Raw genomic sequence first — 17,760 nt, forward strand, 5'->3', positions numbered from 1 at the left:
AAGCCTTAATTCAGTAAAACGGTCGGTGATTCTGAAGGGAAAGTAACTTTGCCTTGGATTAACCATTCACTATCATGTGGTTGTAGTTTCATAAACCATGGGCCTTGAATGGGTGATGATAAATTAACGCGGTATCGTCCATTTGCATCTGATGTGATCGTTTGCTCGAAATCGCGATCTGGTAGTGTTCGATGAGTAAACGACACATTGAGAGCTGGGTAAAATGTTAATGAACCTTTATCTAAAGTAACTTCAACACCAGTTGCAGTTGAACTAACGGAAGCCTTTAATTTAAAAGCTTTTGCGACATGAATTTTAGTTAAGTCGACGTTAATACCTTTACCTTCTTTATAATAATCTTCAGAGACCAGATTAACGCTATTTTGAACAAATAAGCCTAAGGTCACGAAACTACCAATAACGGCTGACAGTGGAAGAAATAAAAGGAACCACGGCCAAAACTGCTTATACCAGGGTTTTTGCATAATATACTCGTAGGATAAATAAACAGCCCCAGAGCGGGGCTGTTGAACACACTATTATTTTTGTTGCTCAGTAGATTCGGAATTACTTAGACTCCAGACGTAAGCCGCAACTAATTGCACTTTATCTTCACCTAGAATATTTCCCCATGCTGGCATTACGCCTTGTCTACCGTACATAACGGTTTCAGTAACATCTGCCCGTGAATCACCGAATAACCAATCATTATCAGTTAGATCTGGCGCTCCGAATGCAGGGTTACCTTTACCATCGGTTCCGTGACAAGCAATGCATGAAGCAAAACGAATTTTACCGGCAGCGGCTTCACGAGCGTTGACTTTTCGTCCAGATAAACTTAAAACGTAACTCACAACATCACGTGTACCATCTTCGCCTAATAACTCCCCCCAAGCTGGCATTGCGCCATGGCGGCCATCTTTTATTGTCGTAAGAATGGCTTCAGGTTCACCACCATATAACCATGCACTATCGGTTAGATTAGGAAAGCCTTTTTGTCCACGAGCGTCTGAACCATGACATTGAGAACAGTTTTGTAAAAATAAATTCTGTCCCACTTTTAATGCTGCTGGGTCTGAGGCGATTTCAGCCGTTGGCTTATAATCAGTACCGGCTTCGTTATAGGCTAAACGCTTAAAGGATTCACCATAAAACTTATCGGCAGAATCTAATTCTCTGGCATATTGATCTAGCTGTTTATTATCTTGTGCGCTTTCAATGGCCGCATTCAATTCAGCTACCGTCCTCACCTGCTGAGGTGAACTTGTCCAACCAAGTAAACCTGGAAAATTGCCTAAACCAGGAAATAAGGCCAAATAGACGGCTGAAAAAAGAAAAGCGGAGAAAAATAGATAAGTCCACCATTTTGGTAGCGGATTATTAAGCTCACGAATACCATCGTATTCATGGCCCATATCTTCACCTTCCTCTGCGCCCATCTTGTCTTTTAAACACCAGATCAAAATCGCAGCAATCCCAAAGATGGTACCTAAAGTAATTACTGTTATCCAGACACTCCAGAATGTAGTCATCACTTCATTCCTCCTTGTTTTTTACTCTCTTGTGCCGCTGGTTCATCATCAAAAATCATGTTGGCAGCCTCATCAAAGCGAGATTGGCGCTTTTTACTTCCGTAAGCCCACCAAACTACACCACAAAAACTAATGAAAAGAACAACAGTCCAAATACTATGAATAACGATAATATCCATTTGATGCTGCTCCTTATTTCATTGCATGGCCAAGTGACTGAAGGTAAGCAATAAGAGCATCTAGCTCTGTTTTGCCTTCGACATCTTTTTGGGCATTAGCAATCTCTTCATCGGTATATGGGACACCAAATGAATCACGGAAAAGTCGTAATTTCTTTTCTGTTAATTCACCAGTAAGCTTATTTTCAGCCAGCCACGGATAACCCGGCATGATTGATTCAGGGACTACTTCTCGGGGATCCATCAAATGTACTCGATGCCATTCATCAGAATAGCGACCACCCACACGTGCTAAATCAGGCCCGGTACGTTTTGAACCCCATAAAAATGGATGCTCCCACACTGACTCACCGGCAACAGAGTAATGTCCATATCGCTCAGTTTCAGCTCTAAATGGACGGATCATCTGGCTATGACAAACATGACAGCCTTCTTTTATGTAAATATCGCGGCCTTCCATCTGAAGTGCTGTGTAAGGTTTTAAATCCTCGACAGGCTCCGTAGTTTGTTTTTGGAACATGAGGGGAGTAATTTCAACTAATGCCCCTAAACTGATGGCAAAGGCCATTAAAATTGCCAATAAACCGACGTTTTTCTCGACTATTGAATGGCGATTCTTATTAGAACTCATACGATAGCCTCCTTTACAAAGCCGGTTGTGGAATAGATTTCAAACTATTATCAGGTGCGCTAATGGTTTTGTATGTGTTGTAAGCCATTAACAACATACCCGATACGATAATGACACCACCGATAAAGCGGACTAGATAGAAAGGATGAGAAGCTTCAACAGTTTCAACAAAACTATAAGTTAATGTTCCATCGGCATTAACTGCACGCCACATTAGACCTTGCATCACGCCTGAAATCCACATTGCCACGATATAAAAAACAGTCCCGATGGTAGCAAGCCAGAAGTGAACGTTGATCAATTTAATTGAATACATACGCTCTTGAGCAAATAGCTTTGGAATCAAGTGATAAAGAGAACCAATCGTTACCATAGCAACCCAACCTAAAGCGCCAGAATGGACGTGACCAATGGTCCAGTCTGTATAATGGGATAGGGCATTGACTGTTTTAATTGCCATCATCGGGCCTTCGAAAGTCGACATACCGTAGAAAGATAATGAAACAATTAAGAAACGGAGGATTGGGTCATAGCGTAATTTATGCCACGCACCGGATAAAGTCATAATACCGTTAATCATCCCACCCCAAGATGGAACAAATAATAATATAGACATCACCATACCTAAAGATTGAGTCCAATCAGGCAGCGCGGTGTAGTGAAGGTGGTGAGGGCCAGCCCAAATATAAAGGGAAATCAGACCCCAGAAATGCACTATTGATAAGCGGTAAGAATAAACTGGGCGTTCTGCTTGCTTTGGCACGAAGTAATACATCATTCCTAAGAAACCAGCAGTTAACAAGAAACCAACGGCATTATGCCCATACCACCACTGAACCATGGCATCGACTGCACCTGAGTAAATGGAGTAAGACTTCCACAAGGAAACCGGAATTGCCATGCTATTTACAATATGAAGAACAGCAACGGTCAGAATAAAACCGCCAAAGAACCAGTTAGCCACATAAATATGTGATGTAGTTCTTTTAACTAAGGTTCCAAAAAAGACTATCGCATAAGATACCCAAACAATTGCAATTGCAATATCAATTGGCCATTCTAATTCTGCGTATTCTTTACTAGTTGTATACCCCAAAGGTAGGGAGATAACAGCGGCTAATATAATTGCCTGCCATCCCCAGAAAGTGAAGGGTACCAACAATCCACCAAAGAGGCGGGTTTTACATGTCCTTTGCACTACATAATAAGAAGATGCAAATAGGGCGCTAGTACCAAATGCAAATATAACTGCATTGGTATGTAGGGGACGTAAACGGCTGTACGTTAACCACGGCGTATCAAAGTTAAGCTGTGGCCAGACTAATTGAGCTGCAATTAAAACCCCAACGCTCATACCCACAATTCCCCAAAGTATTGTAACCAGGGCAAATTGACGTACAACCGTATAGTTATAATTGTGCTCAAGTTGATGTTCTTGGCTCATCTTGAATGCTTCCAATCTTATAATTAACTACATAGCATCAACACTAAAATAGTGTTGTAATGTTACCCAAATCATAACGGCAAGTTAAAATACCAACTAGCAACAATAATTTTAAATAAAAGCAACATTTTCATCGTTACTATACCTGAGATACCAATAGGTTAACCGTACTTCTTTTTAAAAGTTTGAACTAAGTTACACAGGAATATAGACATGGCAGCACAAAAACTGACAAAAGCAAGACTTGCACAAATCATCGCCATATTTATTGTATTGCTAGTCGCATTCTTTTGGCGTAGCTATCACTATGAAATAAAAGGCAAATCATCAGTTGAATGTCAAATAAATGAACCTTGTCCTATCCGAATAGAAAAAATGAAACTAGATGTAACATTTAGCGAATTTCCACCTTCTAAAGTAATGATTTCACTAGATTCAAAAGAAAAATCCAGGCAAAGCCTCGAAACAATAACAATTGAGTCAGCACGATTAAAGCCTAACAAGATGAACCTGAAGCTACGTGACTGGATAATAGACATAAATTTACCGATGCAATCAGAATGGTTACTATCAATTCCAGGTCGAGAATCTATTTTAATAAAACTGAATAAGAAGAGAGAATTTGACAGTTAAAATTTAATTAGGGAGTAGCGTAGGTTTACTAAGTAAGATTGATAGAATTGTAGATTCGACTAACTATATTTAACATAATATACATAATGCGCACTTGGTAATAGCCTCCGCATGGCTTGAAACCATGACCGCAATCGTTCCGCAAGCCATTGAAATCCCAGATAATCCCAAGCCATTATATTTTTTTGCGATGTTTTCCCACAGTGCTTTCACGTTAGGGTTTTCATTGCGATCTGCATGACAACCTAACAACGCAATTTCCGCGTCTATTCCTGCGCCTTCCGCTAGAAAAACTGCCTCATTATCAGATATATAGCGTCTATTGTTTCTCATTTCACTGATTCTAGACGGCTGTATATTCAAATCATGCGCAATTTGTTTGTCTTGTATGTAGTTTTTTGCCTTTTTATAGGCATTTAACAAGTCATTCTGGTACATGCTCATCTCCAATTTTCTTTCATTCTAGCCTACAAATTACGTTTTTTTGTATCTTGTGCATACGATTAAACGGAATTATGATTCCGAAATATCGTAATTTGACCGCCTTGAGGCTTTGACCTTGACGCTCAACCTCTTGGTGGTCAATCCCTCTAATCAGTCAAGGTGGTTTGTGTGTATCAATTAGTGAGAGACGAACAAACAGGTTTTGAAGAATGGATTGATTTCATTCCCGTCCAATCTTGGGCTACCGCTGACCGTATTTTTGACGACCAAACTATACGCACTAATTTTACCGACCACATCAAAGGCGATTACCCAAGCCGCATTGATATTCACGGTTATTCTGACAATTACATTCCCGTACGCGACCAATCTTTTTTGATTAAGCCGTCTTTCTCGAATCCTTGCGCGGCTGCGCTTTCTGCCAGTCACGGACACCGCGACTTTTCAAAACACATTCAACGTTCATTTTTAAACATCAACAAAAAGAAAGATTACTTCACCGCCCTTTCTACTGCGCAAGCAGCTTCCGAGCGTTTGTTTGCACACGGCTATACCAAGGCCATGAGCGACGACCAAATCAAAGATATGGCGCTTGAAAAATCCGACTTGCTTCGCTCTAAAATATTCCACATCAAACACGATGAACAATCATGCTTTGAATACACGGTGCAATTTCTTGCGCGTATGGGGCTTTCGTTCCGTGAAGATGAAATTAAAACAAAAACTGAATCGGGCGAATTGTTTGCACTGGTCAATCGTGCGTGTGATTCCATTTGGTTACGCCGTCAACTTCGTCGCAAATGCGCCTACGAGGTTGAGCAAGTCGCGCGCGACTTGCAATTAGTCGAACGCCATAAGCAAGTGTATTGCTCTGATTTTTCCGTAGAACGTATGCGCCACCGGATCAAATCTAATGAAATCGCCCTTAAAGAAACCATCGCTTACGATGAAAACGACACTAGCAATTTTTTCACACTTCATGAGCTTAGTGCTAAATCCGTGTCAAATCCAAGCATTAGACGCGCGGAAATGTTCACGCGCCTAAAGGGCTTTGAAGATTACGCAAAAGACAATTGTGATGAGGCGGTTTTTTTCACCGTGACCACGCCTAGCCGTTATCACGCGATTTCAAACTCTCAAGTAAATAAAAAATGGCTTGATGCCGGTTCGCCCGATGCCAAACAAGCGCATGATCATTTGCTTACCGTGTGGGCTGCGCTGCGTAAAATCATGGATAAGAAAAATATCAAAGTCTATGGCATGCGCATTGCTGAACCGCATCAAGACGGAACGCCACATCATCACCTTTTATTGTTCATCCAACCGCATGATAGAAAGTTTGTTACTGCTGAATTTCAACGCCTAGCGATGGCAGACACGCCAAACGAAAAAGGCGCAAGCAAACACCGTTTCAAAGCTGAATTGATTGATTTTGCTAAGGGGTCGGCTGTGGGTTATATCGCGAAATACTTAAGCAAAAATATTGATGGCCTACACATCGACAAAGATCGTGGTTCATCACTGCAAGGCATTGAAGCGGCTGAACGTGTGGTTACTTGGGCGCGTGTTAATCAAATCAGACAATTTCAATTTATAGGTGGTCCGCCTGTTTCGGTGTGGCGCGAACTTAGACGACTACGACAAGAATTCAAACAGGATGATGCCATGCTTACCGACTTAACCGAAGAAGAACATTTTCTATTAGAACGGGTTCGCAAGTCTGCCGATTTAGGTGACTGGAAAGCCTTTTGTATCGCAATGGGTGGCTTGCACGTTAAGCGTAAAGACTCGCCTTTAACCGTTCAATACTCGGTGCAAGATGCCGTTGAAAAACTGATTGAGTCAGGTGAATTCAGCGCGACCAAATACGGTGACGCGGCACAAGCTAAAGTTAGCGGCTTAATGTTTAAAGGTGTATTCCTTTGCACTCGCTTTACTAATTGGAAGATAGAGAACAAAGACCAATTCTTGAAAGCACAAAACAAGATGATGGAGGGTGCTGTTGATTGGTTTGATGCCCTAGAGCGTCAAGAAGAATACCAACGCATGGCCCAAGAACGCTATGACCAATTTTTAGACTTTATTGATTACAAAGACGAGCTACAAGCTTCGCTTTTTGATTCTGAGCTTTTCGAAACTGTTTTCACTCCCACCTGTTCGGCGCAGCCGGATAGGTGGGAGTGAAATCAGTTTCCTTGGACTCGTGTCAATAACTGTCGCTTTTGCTCTTACTAAATAAAAAAGGAAATAAACATGAAACTTGAAGGCTTAATTTTAGATGAATCCGATATCACCCAACAAACCAAAACCATTCGCGGCACTGGTGAGTCGCAGTTGGTCGGTTCAATTAATTTAATCACCACCGCCCCAACGGATACGATAAAGGTATCTATCCCTGCCGAACTTTGGGCCAATGGAAAAGCGGGTGAAGAATTAAAACGCTTTGTTGGCACTCGCACCATTTTCAATATTGAGTACCGCGATATGGCGTTTGGTAATGAAAAGGGTCAGCACGTTTCGATAAACGGCTTTCAACTTCATTCACTTCCTGCTGTAAACGCTAAGTAGGTTTTAACATGACCGATATTCAATTTGATGAACTGCTTGCCCATTTAGACAATTTTCAGTTAATGGTTTTTATCGGCTTTTGTTTCGTCCTAGTGGGTATCGGTTGGTTTGTCGGAGGGCAACGATAAATGTTGAGCATGGAATTTATGACACGTTCATTTTGCACTGTATTTATCCTTGGCTTCACGATTGGGAAACAAATTCTTGTTTTCAAACGTGCGGTTGAGATTTCAACTACTGGTTAACTATAAGGAATAATAACCATGAAAATTTTAAATACTGCTAAAAAATATGTAAACAGCAAAACGCTTGCAATCGCTTCTGTTGCTGCGCTTTCTTCTGTTGGTGCTCATGCGGAATTACCTGCCGAAGCTGCCGCAGCAATGACCGAAGTAAGTGGCATTGTAACGGATATGCTTTCTGCTGTTTGGCCTATCGTGGCAACTCTAACGGTTGGTTTCGTCGGTATTAAGCTATTCCAGAAAGCAGCAAACAAAGCTTCTTAATACCCTTTTTGATGTGACTGGATGGTCAAGGCATCCAGATTTATAAATGGACTTAATAAATGAGAAATTTACAATTTAAATTACTGTTTTTTATTTTATCTTTTTCATTTTCAATATTTTCTTTTGCATTTGATCAACTTGGCCCTTTTACATCTGGTTATTACTATTATAGTCCTAATGGTCAAGCTAGTGTTGGTGAAGAGCTGGCTGTTTTAAAAGCTGAATCATTACGTAAATTTAACTCACTTGATATTGTTTATCGTTTAGGTACTCAATATGCAAATGGCAATTTTACAGTTGATTATTACATATTGCATCCCCAACCAGATGGCACTAATAAAGAAATATTCTCTACTAGCAATACAATTTCTAGATCGCTTTGCACAAAGCAAACTCTTCATCTTCCATCTTGCGGCGCTTCTGAGTGTGGTGAAAATCAGCAATTTAATACTTTAACTAAAAGATGTGAAGATATTCCTTTTTGCGAACGTAAATCTACTTTAGATGATATACGTTCGCAAAGAAGAAGTTGTGAATTAACTAGTGGTACTTTTTATGTCAATTGTTCAGATGGTAATTCAATTGTTTCTGAGTCTTTAGAAACTAGCTGTTCTGCTCCTCCTGAAACATGCAAAGTTGGTTCTAGTATTTGGCCTGCATGTTTAGATCAAATTGATCCGTCTCATCTCCCTATAACGCCGCCTGATGATAAATTTACACCACCTAAGGGATCAATTATTCCTCCTGATGATCCTTATGAAAACACTCCGGTTCATCAAGTTACACCAACTGATTCAACAGATACCGCTGTTTTGGAATCGATAAAGAATTTAAATAGTGATCAGAACAAAGCTTTATCAAAAATTAGTTTAGATTTAAATAACTCATTTGCAAAAGTTAATAATAAATTAATGGATTTAAATGCAACTAATGATTTAATTGGTCAATCAATAGTAGATCAAATGAATCAAGATTATAAAATTGCTGAAGGACAAAGACGAGACAGTCTAAATCAAGTAAGTGCAATCACCGCTCTTGGTAATCGTTTAGATAAAATTGCTGATACTCAAACTGATGAGCTTGGATATAAATTAGATACAATTAATGAAACTTTAAAGGCAGCCAATGAAAATAATGGCACTCCCTCAGAAGATGGTAATTTAACTCTTCAAAAAATAGAAGATAAGATATGCGACCCTCGAACTGACGAATTTAATTGTGAGGGTGAAAACGGTAAAATATCATCTGAATATGTAGCCGGACTTGTAACTGATTTGACAGGCTCAGTAAGTCAAGCTGATAGTACATCAAAAGATGTCTTAATTGATTCCGTAAATGGTTTGATTGTTGATTCTGGAACTGGTCAGGTTCAAGGTGTTATAGAGGGAAATATTGATCTAATGTTTGGTGCATTACCTAATATCGGATCATGTTCACCGCTCTCTTTTCCAAGTTACTTTGGCCCTGTTGAATTAGGGTGTGATTTTTCCAGTCGTTTTAAAAGTATCGCCTCTTTTATTTTGTACATTTACACCGCTTGGACGCTTATTAGTATTATTTTGTCAGGTGTAACCCCAATCCCTGCGTCACCTAACGGAACGAGGAGCTAATCATGCCTGTCTTTTTATTGCCTATTATTTCGGGTATTGGAAACCTGTTAAGAATTCCCGCTTTAATTGCTTTTCTGGCCCAATTAGCCGCCACCGTTCTAGGTTGGTTTGCTTTAAGATTAACGCGCAATGTGGCGATAAACCTGACCGTTTTAACGATGGTGATAGGGCTTGCATTAACAACTGCCCTCGCCTTATCGGTGATTTTTTCGGGGCTTTCCTATGTTGTGCCGCCTAATTTATCGGAGGGTTTCTCTTTATTCATTCCTGACAATGCTATCCCTTGCCTCAGTGCTATTTTTTCCGCTCGCGTTATTCGTTGGGTGTGGCAATGGCAATTCTACGCCATTACGAAAGTCTCAAGTTAATGGCGGTATATTTTGTCACTGGCAAACTGGGCGCGGGCAAATCCTTAACCTCGGTTGGTCGAATTCGTGAAGCCTTTCTGCGTGGCGCGCCTGTTGCGACCAATTTAGACATTAACTTACGTTTCATGCTTGGTCGCAATAAGAAAAACACTCGATTGTTTCGCGTACCTGATAAGCCAAATTTACAGGACTTGGAAGCTTTAGGCCGTGGCAATCCTACCTATGATGAACGCAAAAATGGTTTATTGGTGCTTGATGAATGTGGTACGTGGTTTAACTCTAGAACATGGAATGACAAATCAAGACAGCACATTATCAACTGGTTTTTACACGCAAGGAAATTAGGGTGGGACATTATTTTCATCGTTCAAGATATTTCCATTGTCGATAAACAAGTGCGTTTAGCCTTGGCGGAACATACGGTTTTTTGTCGACGATTAGACCGTATGCAAGTGCCGATTATTTCAAGCCTCATTCGTATTTTATCGTTTGGCACGCTGCGGCTGCCTCTCCCCAAGCTCCATATCGGCATTGTGAAATATGGTGATAGCGTTCAATCGTTAACCGTGGATAAGTGGAATTTATGGGGGACGGATTTATACGCCACCTATGACACCAAGCAAGCGTTCTCTGATAATTACGACCGAGGCACATATTCAGTGCTGCCGCCCTACCTCACGCATGGTCGCTACACTGTCACCTATACAGCGAGAAACCTTATGAGAATTACCAAAATTTATGCACGTAAATACTCTCGATTAACCTGTTTAGCTGTGGGCGTCATTGCTTCATTTCTGGTGACTTATTTTGTCATTCCACATGAAAATATACAGGATAAAAAAGAGTCTGAACCTACTGTTATTACTAAGAAAATAGATTTTAAAAATTACAAGATTTCTAGCTTTATGCGCGCGCCAGGTGAACCCGTTTATTTCCAACTTGATAACGGTTCAAATCGCCTTACCAGTTCTGAATTAACCTCAACGGGTTATCAATTCGAAATCGTATCTAGTTGCCAAATTATCATTCGTCAAGGTGAGAAAAATGAGATTATTACCTGCCATTAAATTAAGCTCGATTTTCAGTATTAAACGGTTCTTTGGTTTAATGCTTAAAATGAGTAAGCAAGCGAAGCGCGGTAGTATTCTCGTGTTGCTGATACTTTCCCCTATTTGCTTTGCCGATGACAACGCCACTTTTGAAAGTACCAACACCCCAATTGCTGATTTTGTAGCATGGGGCGCAAGAAAATTAGACCGCCCCATTGTATTGGGTCAAGGCGTAATAGGTTCGGTGAGTTTTACCGCGCCCAATTTGCAGCCCTCCGAATATGCCGCCTTTTTTAATAACGTGCTTACCGCTCACGGTTATTGGATACAATACGAAAACAATCTTTATGTGGTGAAACCTAAAGGTCCAGAAGAAGAACACATCGAGCCGTCATTGATTAAGCTCTACCGCTTAAACCATGTTCGTAATACTAAAATTTTGACCTTGCTATCAACTACCCTTGCCGCCTCTCAAACCAAAAACAGCAAAGGCGAATCTGCCCGCAATTTTAATGTTGAGGCGCTCCCCACTACGAACGCGCTCATAGTCACAGGCAGCGCGGAACAATTTAAGAAAATAGACGCCCTCGTCTCAGGCATTGACCAGCCACAACGGCAAGTATTTATCGAGGCGGTAATCACTGAAACCTTGCTCGATAATTCAAAAGAAGTGGGCGTTAATATGAATGTGGCTTTAGGTAAAGCGGGATTTGTGACTAACACCACTGTACTTGATTTACTGACCGATAATGCCGCCATCTATAGCGGTGGTGATTTTAAGGCGTTGGTAAAAGCTGTCTCGACTGACCAAAACACAAAGCTACTTTCTCGGCCTAATATGTTAATCATGGATAGAGAGCGCGGATACATTACTGTAGGTCAAAACGTCCCTTTTCTGACTTCAACCGAAGTGACGGACGGCGGCAACGTAATTCAACAAATAGAACGTAAAGATGTGGGCGTGTCGTTGGAAGTTGTACCGCATATCATCGGGGGTGAAATCGTTCTCGATATTAATCAAGAGTCGCAATCTGTCAGTAATTCCTCTATTGCTTCGGATATCATCACCAACAAGCGAACACTAAAAACGGTGGTTAAGGTTAAGGACAAGCAAACCATCATGCTAGGTGGTCTTATCTCCAATGATGAACGAAAAACGGTAAGCGGTGTGCCTGTGTTGATGGACATCCCCTATCTAGGCGCGTTGTTTCGCTCAGATAAGATGGAAAAGACACAGCGAGAATTAAGAATAGTGATTAGAACGACAGTTTTATGACACACTTTTATTCATGTTATTGATAACACTTTGTTACTTATGATTATTATGTATAATTCCTGCTCATTGATATTGATAAAGGGATTAATTTTGAACAAATTTAAGCTAATAGGGTTAGTTTTAATTTTTGCAGGTACACTTAATGGCTGTGGATCATTAAATAATGCTCTTGCCGAAAAAAGCAAAACGGTGGAATACTATAGAATTTTTGACATCCAAACCGATAGTGATAGAGCTACAGTAATAAATGCTGCAAGCAATGGTCTTGGACAAAATATTAACTCTGCAAACGAATCGACACCAATCCCCAATTTTTCAACGCCTCCAGAGCAATCTGGTCGCTTTTTTTTAGTAAATCCCTTTGCAGGTTCTAATATGGCCTCTTTAGCCGCAGCAAACGGTGTCTCTTTAAAAGTAGCTACATGTGATGGTGCTGTTTGGGTTGCTCAGGCTACGCGTGAGATTGAAAATAGTAGTACATTAAAGTTAACTTCTTGCTTATGGCAATATAAAAATGGATATCATTTAGATGTTTATGCATCGTTTAATAAAAAGACGGGTGGAATAATGCAAATTAGCAGAAGCATGTCTGATGCGATGGTAGGAACTTCTGAGGAATGGACGGAGAAAACATTTTTAGATATTGTCAGGGAAATAAGAAAAGAGACTGATGCCAAAATTACTTATTTAGAAGGCTATCCCAAAATGCATGGTACGCCATGGTTAGATGCTGAAGACGGCGTTTAGCATCTCAGCTATAGAAACTTGCAGATCTGCAAGTTTCTATAGCAATATATTGATTATTGATTTAGTTTCTATCTGAGCTATGAATCCCAAGGATACTACTTAAAAGATGATCGTTAAATTCATTATCTTCGTTATCTACATCTTCATCCATATCTAATTCGTAGAATTCTCTTTGACAATTTTCAAAAAAAAGTCTGAATTTTTCTTTAAGTTGAAAATTTTCATCACAGTATTCTTCATCAAAATAAATATCCTGAATAGTGCCCCAGCATGGTTTTTCAAGTAAATGACTAAAATGAAAAAATAGATATAAACAAGAATATGTAACATGATAAATTTCTAGTTCTTTAGTTTTTACATGTTGGTATAAAACTGGGAATGTTATTATATAAGTCATAAATCACCTAAAATTAAAACTGCCATATTATTTTTTATTTGTCTTTATTAGACAATATAAAAATATAACAGTTTAAATTATGTTCCCATATTTTTTATTTTACTGATTGCCATTGAGATTTTTAATATATTTCTGATTACTCTTAAATCAGCCTCCGTACTGCATTCTAATAAGCTTAGACCTATTATTATTTGTTGTGGCGATGCCTTTTGACCAGTCGGGATAATTAAGCGGTCATGTACCATTTCAAAGCCATTCCATTGATCCCCATTACTTAATTCTCGTCCAGATACCATCCTCATTAGCCTTTTACATTCTGGGGGTATGGTTTTTCCTTTATCCCATGATTTGACCGTCGTCACACTTTTAAAACAAAGTTCTGCTGTTTGTTTAATTGATAGACCACACTTAAATTCCCTAAAATATAAGTTTTTGGTCATTTCGTTTCGATTCACAAATATAAATCCCTAAAGACTCATATTCTAAACTTATTGTATTTGACAGTACGTTTACCATAACCTTACATAATGCGCACTTAATTGAGGCTTCCAATACGTCTATAATTTGGCTGCCGATACGAACCTCAGCAGCCCTAAGATCTTTTATTTTAAGCTTTGATAATAAGCAGCAACATTTTTTATATCGTCATCCGATAGCATGCTGGCCATTGGTTTCATTACAGGGTCAACTCGATCACCAGATTTAAATGCTTTTAACTGCTTCTCTAAGTAAGCGGCATTCTGTCCGTGTAGGTTAGGATAAGTGGGTATCACTGCTTTACCATCTGGACCATGACAAGAAGCACATACGGCTGTTTTAGCCTTTCCTGCCGCAATATCAGCAGCCAATGCTGGTGTGGTGGCTAACGCCGCTAATACAATAAAAAATAGTTTTTTCATATTTTAGTACTCCAATGAGTTTAGCTTTACATATGATTTATGTACAAAGTACAAACAAGTTGACGAACAATTATGTATACAATCTAGCATTGAAATTAGAAGAGTCAAAAAGTTCATTGATAAAAATGTAACCTTCATCAAAGAAAAAGTTAAAAATAATGGTTTAAAAATCGAGTAACTTGCTTAAATCGGCTTTAAGATTAGATACTTTCTTACTGGCTTTTTCACTACGGGATGCCTCTGATACTAAGTATTCAATTGCATCCGATAATGTACAGCCAAGCTCTTGAGAACGTTCGGATAGTTTTTCCCATACTGCATAATCTAAATCAATGGACTTTTTCTTTGTATGCGTATGCTCTGCGTTAAAGTGACGTTTTCTTTTTGCTCTAATTGCTTGCTTCATTTTGTTATGAAGTTCGGGATTCATATGTTCATCCATCCAATTAAGCACTTGGTTTGGTTGGTGTTCAAGCTTCTTCAAACCTTCGATGGCTGCCATGGACTCACTTGTATCTTGATATCGAGTAATTAACTCCCCATCTTTCCACTTACGGACTAAATATTGCCACTTCCAACCACATTCTAAATTATCTAATTGCTGATATTTCATTACTAATCCTTTATCGTCACATTGATGGTGACAGCGTAACCATCCTTAGGTTTTTTCTCAACATGTATGATCACATAATGGTATGTTTTGAAAGATTATTTGTAAGTAAGGTTAAATTGGTTTCACTTTCCATTTAAATCCAGTTCATTGAATAACAAACCGCTATAAGGTTAGGCTATTTTTCTATATACTTCCTACCCTTTACAGACTTATTGAAATCAAATTACGAATGATAAAAGAGCCTTGGCAATCTGCAATACCTGACTTCTCTCAATACGAAGATATACTTTCGTCCTCTTCTCATGAGGAGGTAAGTTTTTTAACGATGCAACCGCGATTAAAAGCAGCATTCAATCAGTTTGAAAAGCTCAATGGTTTTACACGTTTTTTACTGGTTAACTCTCCTGATAACTTAGTGTATAGACAGTTTATTCAAAACTCATTACTTGAATTACAAGCTGATAATCAAATCGCTAAAGCCGCCCCCATTATTTGTACCGAAAGCATTGAGCCAGAAACTTTATTTGGTCAATATAAAGCCGTTGATGGCGTAATTAAGCAGAAATCGATAGGTCTATTGCAACAAGCAAACCATGGCTACCTTATAATTTCTTCCAATATCATTTTAGCAAACCCACGTATTTGGCCAATATTAAAAGCCGCCGTTTTAGGTTACCCGTGCTCACCAATATCATCTGATCCTAAACATATCCTGGCTGAACAACCAATCCAAACTTATGATATCAAGCTTGTGATTGTTGGTGACCGTATGCAGCTAGGTGATTTAGATATCTTTGATGCAGATATTCGAACTCAACTCTGTTTATTTGCTGAAATTGAAGAAGATTTAAAACTAGACCATTCTTCACTGGCTTTATATTTAAGTTACGTCTCAGGGTTAGCCACTCAAGCGAAACTACCTCTTCCTGTCGATTTAGCCGCTTGGCAAGAATTGCTAAATGAAGCCGCGAGACAAACTGAAGATCAACAGCGTATGCCGCTATGTCCAATCTGGCTTAGGAACATATTAGCCGAGTCTGCAATTGAGTCGAATCAAGAACCGATAGAGGCTTTACATATTCAGCAAGCCATTGAAAATAAAGAATACCGACAGTCATATTTACCACAGCGTGCGCTGGATGACATTCTGGATGGACAGGTGGTTATTGAAACTCAAGGTGAGCGCATTGGACAAGTAAACGGTTTAACGGTGATTGAAATACCTGGTCACCCTGTCACGTATGGAGAGCCGGCACGTATTACATGTGTAATCCATTTTGGCGATGGTGATATTTCTGATGTTGAAAGGAAAGCAGAGTTAGGTGGTAATTTACATGCAAAAGGCATGATGATAATGCAGGCTTTTTTAAGTAGTGAACTTAACCTTCAAGAAGCTCTACCTTTCGCAGCCTCAATTGTTTTTGAGCAGTCTTATAGTGAAGTTGATGGTGATAGTGCATCACTTGCTGAGCTTTGTTCTTTAGTTAGTGCCCTTTCTGAATACCCTATTAACCAACAAATTGCAGTTACTGGCGCGGTTGATCAATTTGGTCGAGTGCAAGCTGTTGGTGGTTTAAATGAAAAAATTGAAGGTTTCTTTCATGTATGTCAGCATCAAGGATTAACTGGAAACCAAGGTGTTGTACTGCCAAAAACGAATTTAAAACATCTTTCTTTACATAAAGATGTCGTTAGTGCCATTAAAAATGAACAATTTCATTTATGGTCCGTTGAGTCAGTTGATGAAGCTTTACCATTAATTTTTGGAAAGGCCTTTCGTGGTGAAGAAGAAGATACCATATTGAATAAAATATCTGAACGCATTGAGTTATTTGATAAGCCAGAGAACATGTCCTTTGGATTTTTGAATAAGATCAAAAATATTTTAGGTATTTACTGATCGGACTTGTTTAGCTTACACGTGTTCACTAAGATACACAGACTATTTTTGGAGTAATTTAATAATGCAAAATAAACGTAACTCATATAATCGTGACGACCTTCTCGCATCAAGCAAAGGTGAATTGTTTGGCCCGACAGGCCCACAACTTCCAGCACCAAACATGCTAATGATGGATCGCATCCCTACCATTACTGACGAAGCTGGTTCTGGCGATTTTGGTAAAGGTCTAATCATTGCTGAACTCGATATCACTCCAGATTTGTGGTTTTTTGATTGCCATTTCCCAGGTGATCCGGTTATGCCTGGTTGTCTTGGTCTCGATGCTATGTGGCAACTTGTTGGCTTCTTCCTAGGTTGGGTTGGCGGCGAAGGCAAAGGCCGCGCTTTAGGTGTAGGTGAAGTGAAGTTTACTGGACAAGTATTGCCAACAGCTAAAAAAGTGACTTACGAAATTCATATGAAGCGTGTTGTCAATCGTCGTTTAGTTATGGGCCTTGCTGATGGCCGTGTACTGGTTGATGGTAAAGAAATTTATGTCGCGAAAGATTTGAAAGTAGGATTATTTCAAGATACCTCTTCTTTCTAATTAAATCGTTGTTATGATTAAGTCAGCGTTTATCGCTGATTTATTTTTATACTCATATTTAGTTATAGTGCGTTAAAGGGGTAACATAAAGGCTCCATTAAAATGAACAAATGGAGCCGAAACGTTTAATCTCAAATTATTTAATCATGCCCGAATTCTTATCATCACGGGCATCGCGCCAACCACCTAGCCAATTAGATTTAGCATCCATTTGTTGATATGGGCAGTCATCCATCGAACGTCCATTTAAGCCAGCTTTATAACCTTGAGACTGGGCTCTGTCTAAACGATCGCGTTTCTGTCTCTTCATAGTACAATCCTCTTACTTTAAATTTAGAAAATAGCTATGAGCTGCTATTTATAACAGCACTTTTA

At 39.4% G+C, this 17,760-nt stretch carries 22 protein-coding genes; 11 read left to right on the top strand and 11 right to left on the bottom strand.

The window, feature by feature from the left end; genetic code table 11:
- Positions 1-5: 5 nt before the first annotated feature.
- From FH976_RS01900 to ccoN, 5 genes are read right to left on the bottom strand one after another with little or no spacing between them, the layout of a single operon-like run.
- A complete protein-coding gene (locus FH976_RS01900; protein ID WP_194089218.1) occupies positions 6-485 on the bottom strand; it encodes a FixH family protein in 480 nt (159 codons plus the stop codon).
- 54 nt (positions 486-539) lie between these two features.
- Positions 540-1,532 carry a cytochrome-c oxidase, cbb3-type subunit III gene (gene ccoP / locus FH976_RS01905; RefSeq protein ID WP_194089219.1) on the bottom strand — a complete coding sequence of 331 codons (993 nt, stop codon included), beginning with the start codon at positions 1,530-1,532 and terminating at the stop codon, positions 540-542.
- A complete protein-coding gene (locus FH976_RS01910) occupies positions 1,532-1,711 on the bottom strand; it encodes a cbb3-type cytochrome oxidase subunit 3 (protein WP_194089220.1) in 180 nt (59 codons plus the stop codon). The genes ccoP and FH976_RS01910 overlap by 1 nt, the downstream gene beginning before the upstream one ends.
- Before the next feature lie 13 nt (positions 1,712-1,724).
- The gene (gene ccoO, locus FH976_RS01915) at positions 1,725-2,342 is read right to left on the bottom strand and encodes a cytochrome-c oxidase, cbb3-type subunit II (protein ID WP_194089221.1); all 618 of its coding nucleotides are present in this window, start codon (positions 2,340-2,342) and stop codon (positions 1,725-1,727) included.
- Between the two features lie 13 nt (positions 2,343-2,355).
- Complete coding sequence (gene ccoN / locus FH976_RS01920) at positions 2,356-3,786, bottom strand: cytochrome-c oxidase, cbb3-type subunit I (RefSeq protein WP_194089222.1); 1,431 nt, start codon at positions 3,784-3,786, stop codon at positions 2,356-2,358.
- A gap of 213 nt (positions 3,787-3,999) precedes the next feature.
- Here ccoN and FH976_RS01925 point away from each other — a divergent pair, with 213 nt between their 5' ends.
- Positions 4,000-4,419, top strand: a complete 420-nt coding sequence (locus FH976_RS01925; protein WP_194089223.1) for a hypothetical protein — start codon at positions 4,000-4,002, stop codon at positions 4,417-4,419.
- 69 nt (positions 4,420-4,488) lie between these two features.
- Here FH976_RS01925 and FH976_RS01930 read toward each other — a convergent pair whose 3' ends face one another.
- Positions 4,489-4,857, bottom strand: a complete 369-nt coding sequence (locus tag FH976_RS01930) for a DUF3693 domain-containing protein (RefSeq protein WP_194089224.1) — start codon at positions 4,855-4,857, stop codon at positions 4,489-4,491.
- Positions 4,858-5,031: 174 nt separating this feature from the next.
- Here FH976_RS01930 and FH976_RS01935 point away from each other — a divergent pair, with 174 nt between their 5' ends.
- The 8 genes from FH976_RS01935 to FH976_RS01970 all read left to right on the top strand — a co-directional run bounded on the left by FH976_RS01935 (position 5,032) and on the right by FH976_RS01970 (position 12,987).
- The gene (locus FH976_RS01935; protein ID WP_324187402.1) at positions 5,032-7,047 is read left to right on the top strand and encodes a replication endonuclease; all 2,016 of its coding nucleotides are present in this window, start codon (positions 5,032-5,034) and stop codon (positions 7,045-7,047) included.
- A gap of 69 nt (positions 7,048-7,116) precedes the next feature.
- Positions 7,117-7,431: a chemotaxis protein gene (locus FH976_RS01940; RefSeq protein WP_194089226.1), complete on the top strand. Its 315-nt coding sequence runs from the start codon at positions 7,117-7,119 to the stop codon at positions 7,429-7,431.
- Between the two features lie 263 nt (positions 7,432-7,694).
- Entirely contained in the window at positions 7,695-7,937 is a 243-nt protein-coding gene (locus FH976_RS01945; protein WP_194089227.1) for a major coat protein, read from the top strand.
- Positions 7,938-7,996: 59 nt separating this feature from the next.
- A complete protein-coding gene (locus FH976_RS01950) occupies positions 7,997-9,547 on the top strand; it encodes a hypothetical protein (protein WP_194089228.1) in 1,551 nt (516 codons plus the stop codon).
- Between the two features lie 2 nt (positions 9,548-9,549).
- Positions 9,550-9,915: a DUF5455 family protein gene (locus tag FH976_RS01955; RefSeq protein WP_194089229.1), complete on the top strand. Its 366-nt coding sequence runs from the start codon at positions 9,550-9,552 to the stop codon at positions 9,913-9,915.
- Complete coding sequence (locus tag FH976_RS01960) at positions 9,879-10,982, top strand: zonular occludens toxin domain-containing protein (RefSeq protein ID WP_228767307.1); 1,104 nt, start codon at positions 9,879-9,881, stop codon at positions 10,980-10,982. Before FH976_RS01955 ends, FH976_RS01960 begins: the two co-directional genes overlap by 37 nt.
- Positions 10,960-12,240, top strand: coding sequence for a secretin N-terminal domain-containing protein (locus FH976_RS01965; protein WP_228767308.1), 1,281 nt, complete (start codon positions 10,960-10,962; stop codon positions 12,238-12,240). The genes FH976_RS01960 and FH976_RS01965 overlap by 23 nt, the downstream gene beginning before the upstream one ends.
- A gap of 90 nt (positions 12,241-12,330) precedes the next feature.
- Complete coding sequence (locus tag FH976_RS01970; protein ID WP_194950284.1) at positions 12,331-12,987, top strand: hypothetical protein; 657 nt, start codon at positions 12,331-12,333, stop codon at positions 12,985-12,987.
- Positions 12,988-13,048: 61 nt separating this feature from the next.
- On the opposite strand, the gene FH976_RS01975 is transcribed toward FH976_RS01970, so the two are convergent.
- The 4 genes from FH976_RS01975 to matP all read right to left on the bottom strand — a co-directional run bounded on the left by FH976_RS01975 (position 13,049) and on the right by matP (position 14,896).
- Positions 13,049-13,384, bottom strand: a complete 336-nt coding sequence (locus FH976_RS01975; protein WP_194089230.1) for a hypothetical protein — start codon at positions 13,382-13,384, stop codon at positions 13,049-13,051.
- 77 nt (positions 13,385-13,461) lie between these two features.
- Positions 13,462-13,839: a phage protein gene (locus tag FH976_RS01980; protein ID WP_194089231.1), complete on the bottom strand. Its 378-nt coding sequence runs from the start codon at positions 13,837-13,839 to the stop codon at positions 13,462-13,464.
- Positions 13,840-13,986: 147 nt separating this feature from the next.
- Positions 13,987-14,283, bottom strand: a complete 297-nt coding sequence (locus FH976_RS01985) for a c-type cytochrome (RefSeq protein ID WP_194089232.1) — start codon at positions 14,281-14,283, stop codon at positions 13,987-13,989.
- Positions 14,284-14,446: 163 nt separating this feature from the next.
- The gene (matP, locus tag FH976_RS01990; protein ID WP_194089233.1) at positions 14,447-14,896 is read right to left on the bottom strand and encodes a macrodomain Ter protein MatP; all 450 of its coding nucleotides are present in this window, start codon (positions 14,894-14,896) and stop codon (positions 14,447-14,449) included.
- Positions 14,897-15,125: 229 nt separating this feature from the next.
- On the opposite strand from matP, the gene FH976_RS01995 reads away from it, so the two are divergent.
- Both FH976_RS01995 and fabA read left to right on the top strand, forming a co-directional pair.
- On the top strand, positions 15,126-16,796 hold the full coding sequence (locus tag FH976_RS01995; protein ID WP_194089234.1) for a S16 family serine protease: 1,671 nt from the start codon (positions 15,126-15,128) through the stop codon (positions 16,794-16,796).
- Positions 16,797-16,860: 64 nt separating this feature from the next.
- Positions 16,861-17,385 (top strand): bifunctional 3-hydroxydecanoyl-ACP dehydratase/trans-2-decenoyl-ACP isomerase, encoded by a 525-nt coding sequence (fabA, locus tag FH976_RS02000; RefSeq protein WP_194089235.1) that lies wholly within the window; start codon positions 16,861-16,863, stop codon positions 17,383-17,385.
- Positions 17,386-17,521: 136 nt separating this feature from the next.
- Here fabA and rmf read toward each other — a convergent pair whose 3' ends face one another.
- On the bottom strand, positions 17,522-17,695 hold the full coding sequence (rmf, locus tag FH976_RS02005) for a ribosome modulation factor (protein WP_194089236.1): 174 nt from the start codon (positions 17,693-17,695) through the stop codon (positions 17,522-17,524).
- Positions 17,696-17,760: the final 65 nt, after the last annotated feature.

This window comes from Vibrio hibernica, from assembly GCF_015223435.1.
GTDB classification, from domain to species: domain Bacteria; phylum Pseudomonadota; class Gammaproteobacteria; order Enterobacterales; family Vibrionaceae; genus Vibrio; species Vibrio hibernica.

Coding starts and splice junctions, on each gene's coding strand:
- FH976_RS01940 (WP_194089226.1), top strand. CDS start 7,117: ATGAAACTTGAAGGCTTAATTTTAGATGAATCCGATATCACCCAACAA.
- FH976_RS01960 (WP_228767307.1), top strand. CDS start 9,879: ATGGCAATTCTACGCCATTACGAAAGTCTCAAGTTAATGGCGGTATAT.
- ccoO (WP_194089221.1), bottom strand. CDS start 2,342: ATGAGTTCTAATAAGAATCGCCATTCAATAGTCGAGAAAAACGTCGGT.
- FH976_RS01965 (WP_228767308.1), top strand. CDS start 10,960: ATGAGATTATTACCTGCCATTAAATTAAGCTCGATTTTCAGTATTAAA.
- rmf (WP_194089236.1), bottom strand. CDS start 17,695: ATGAAGAGACAGAAACGCGATCGTTTAGACAGAGCCCAGTCTCAAGGT.
- FH976_RS01955 (WP_194089229.1), top strand. CDS start 9,550: ATGCCTGTCTTTTTATTGCCTATTATTTCGGGTATTGGAAACCTGTTA.
- ccoP (WP_194089219.1), bottom strand. CDS start 1,532: ATGACTACATTCTGGAGTGTCTGGATAACAGTAATTACTTTAGGTACC.
- matP (WP_194089233.1), bottom strand. CDS start 14,896: ATGAAATATCAGCAATTAGATAATTTAGAATGTGGTTGGAAGTGGCAA.
- ccoN (WP_194089222.1), bottom strand. CDS start 3,786: ATGAGCCAAGAACATCAACTTGAGCACAATTATAACTATACGGTTGTA.
- FH976_RS01945 (WP_194089227.1), top strand. CDS start 7,695: ATGAAAATTTTAAATACTGCTAAAAAATATGTAAACAGCAAAACGCTT.
- fabA (WP_194089235.1), top strand. CDS start 16,861: ATGCAAAATAAACGTAACTCATATAATCGTGACGACCTTCTCGCATCA.
- FH976_RS01900 (WP_194089218.1), bottom strand. CDS start 485: ATGCAAAAACCCTGGTATAAGCAGTTTTGGCCGTGGTTCCTTTTATTT.
- FH976_RS01910 (WP_194089220.1), bottom strand. CDS start 1,711: ATGGATATTATCGTTATTCATAGTATTTGGACTGTTGTTCTTTTCATT.
- FH976_RS01930 (WP_194089224.1), bottom strand. CDS start 4,857: ATGTACCAGAATGACTTGTTAAATGCCTATAAAAAGGCAAAAAACTAC.
- FH976_RS01985 (WP_194089232.1), bottom strand. CDS start 14,283: ATGAAAAAACTATTTTTTATTGTATTAGCGGCGTTAGCCACCACACCA.
- FH976_RS01975 (WP_194089230.1), bottom strand. CDS start 13,384: ATGACTTATATAATAACATTCCCAGTTTTATACCAACATGTAAAAACT.
- FH976_RS01995 (WP_194089234.1), top strand. CDS start 15,126: ATGATAAAAGAGCCTTGGCAATCTGCAATACCTGACTTCTCTCAATAC.
- FH976_RS01925 (WP_194089223.1), top strand. CDS start 4,000: ATGGCAGCACAAAAACTGACAAAAGCAAGACTTGCACAAATCATCGCC.
- FH976_RS01950 (WP_194089228.1), top strand. CDS start 7,997: ATGAGAAATTTACAATTTAAATTACTGTTTTTTATTTTATCTTTTTCA.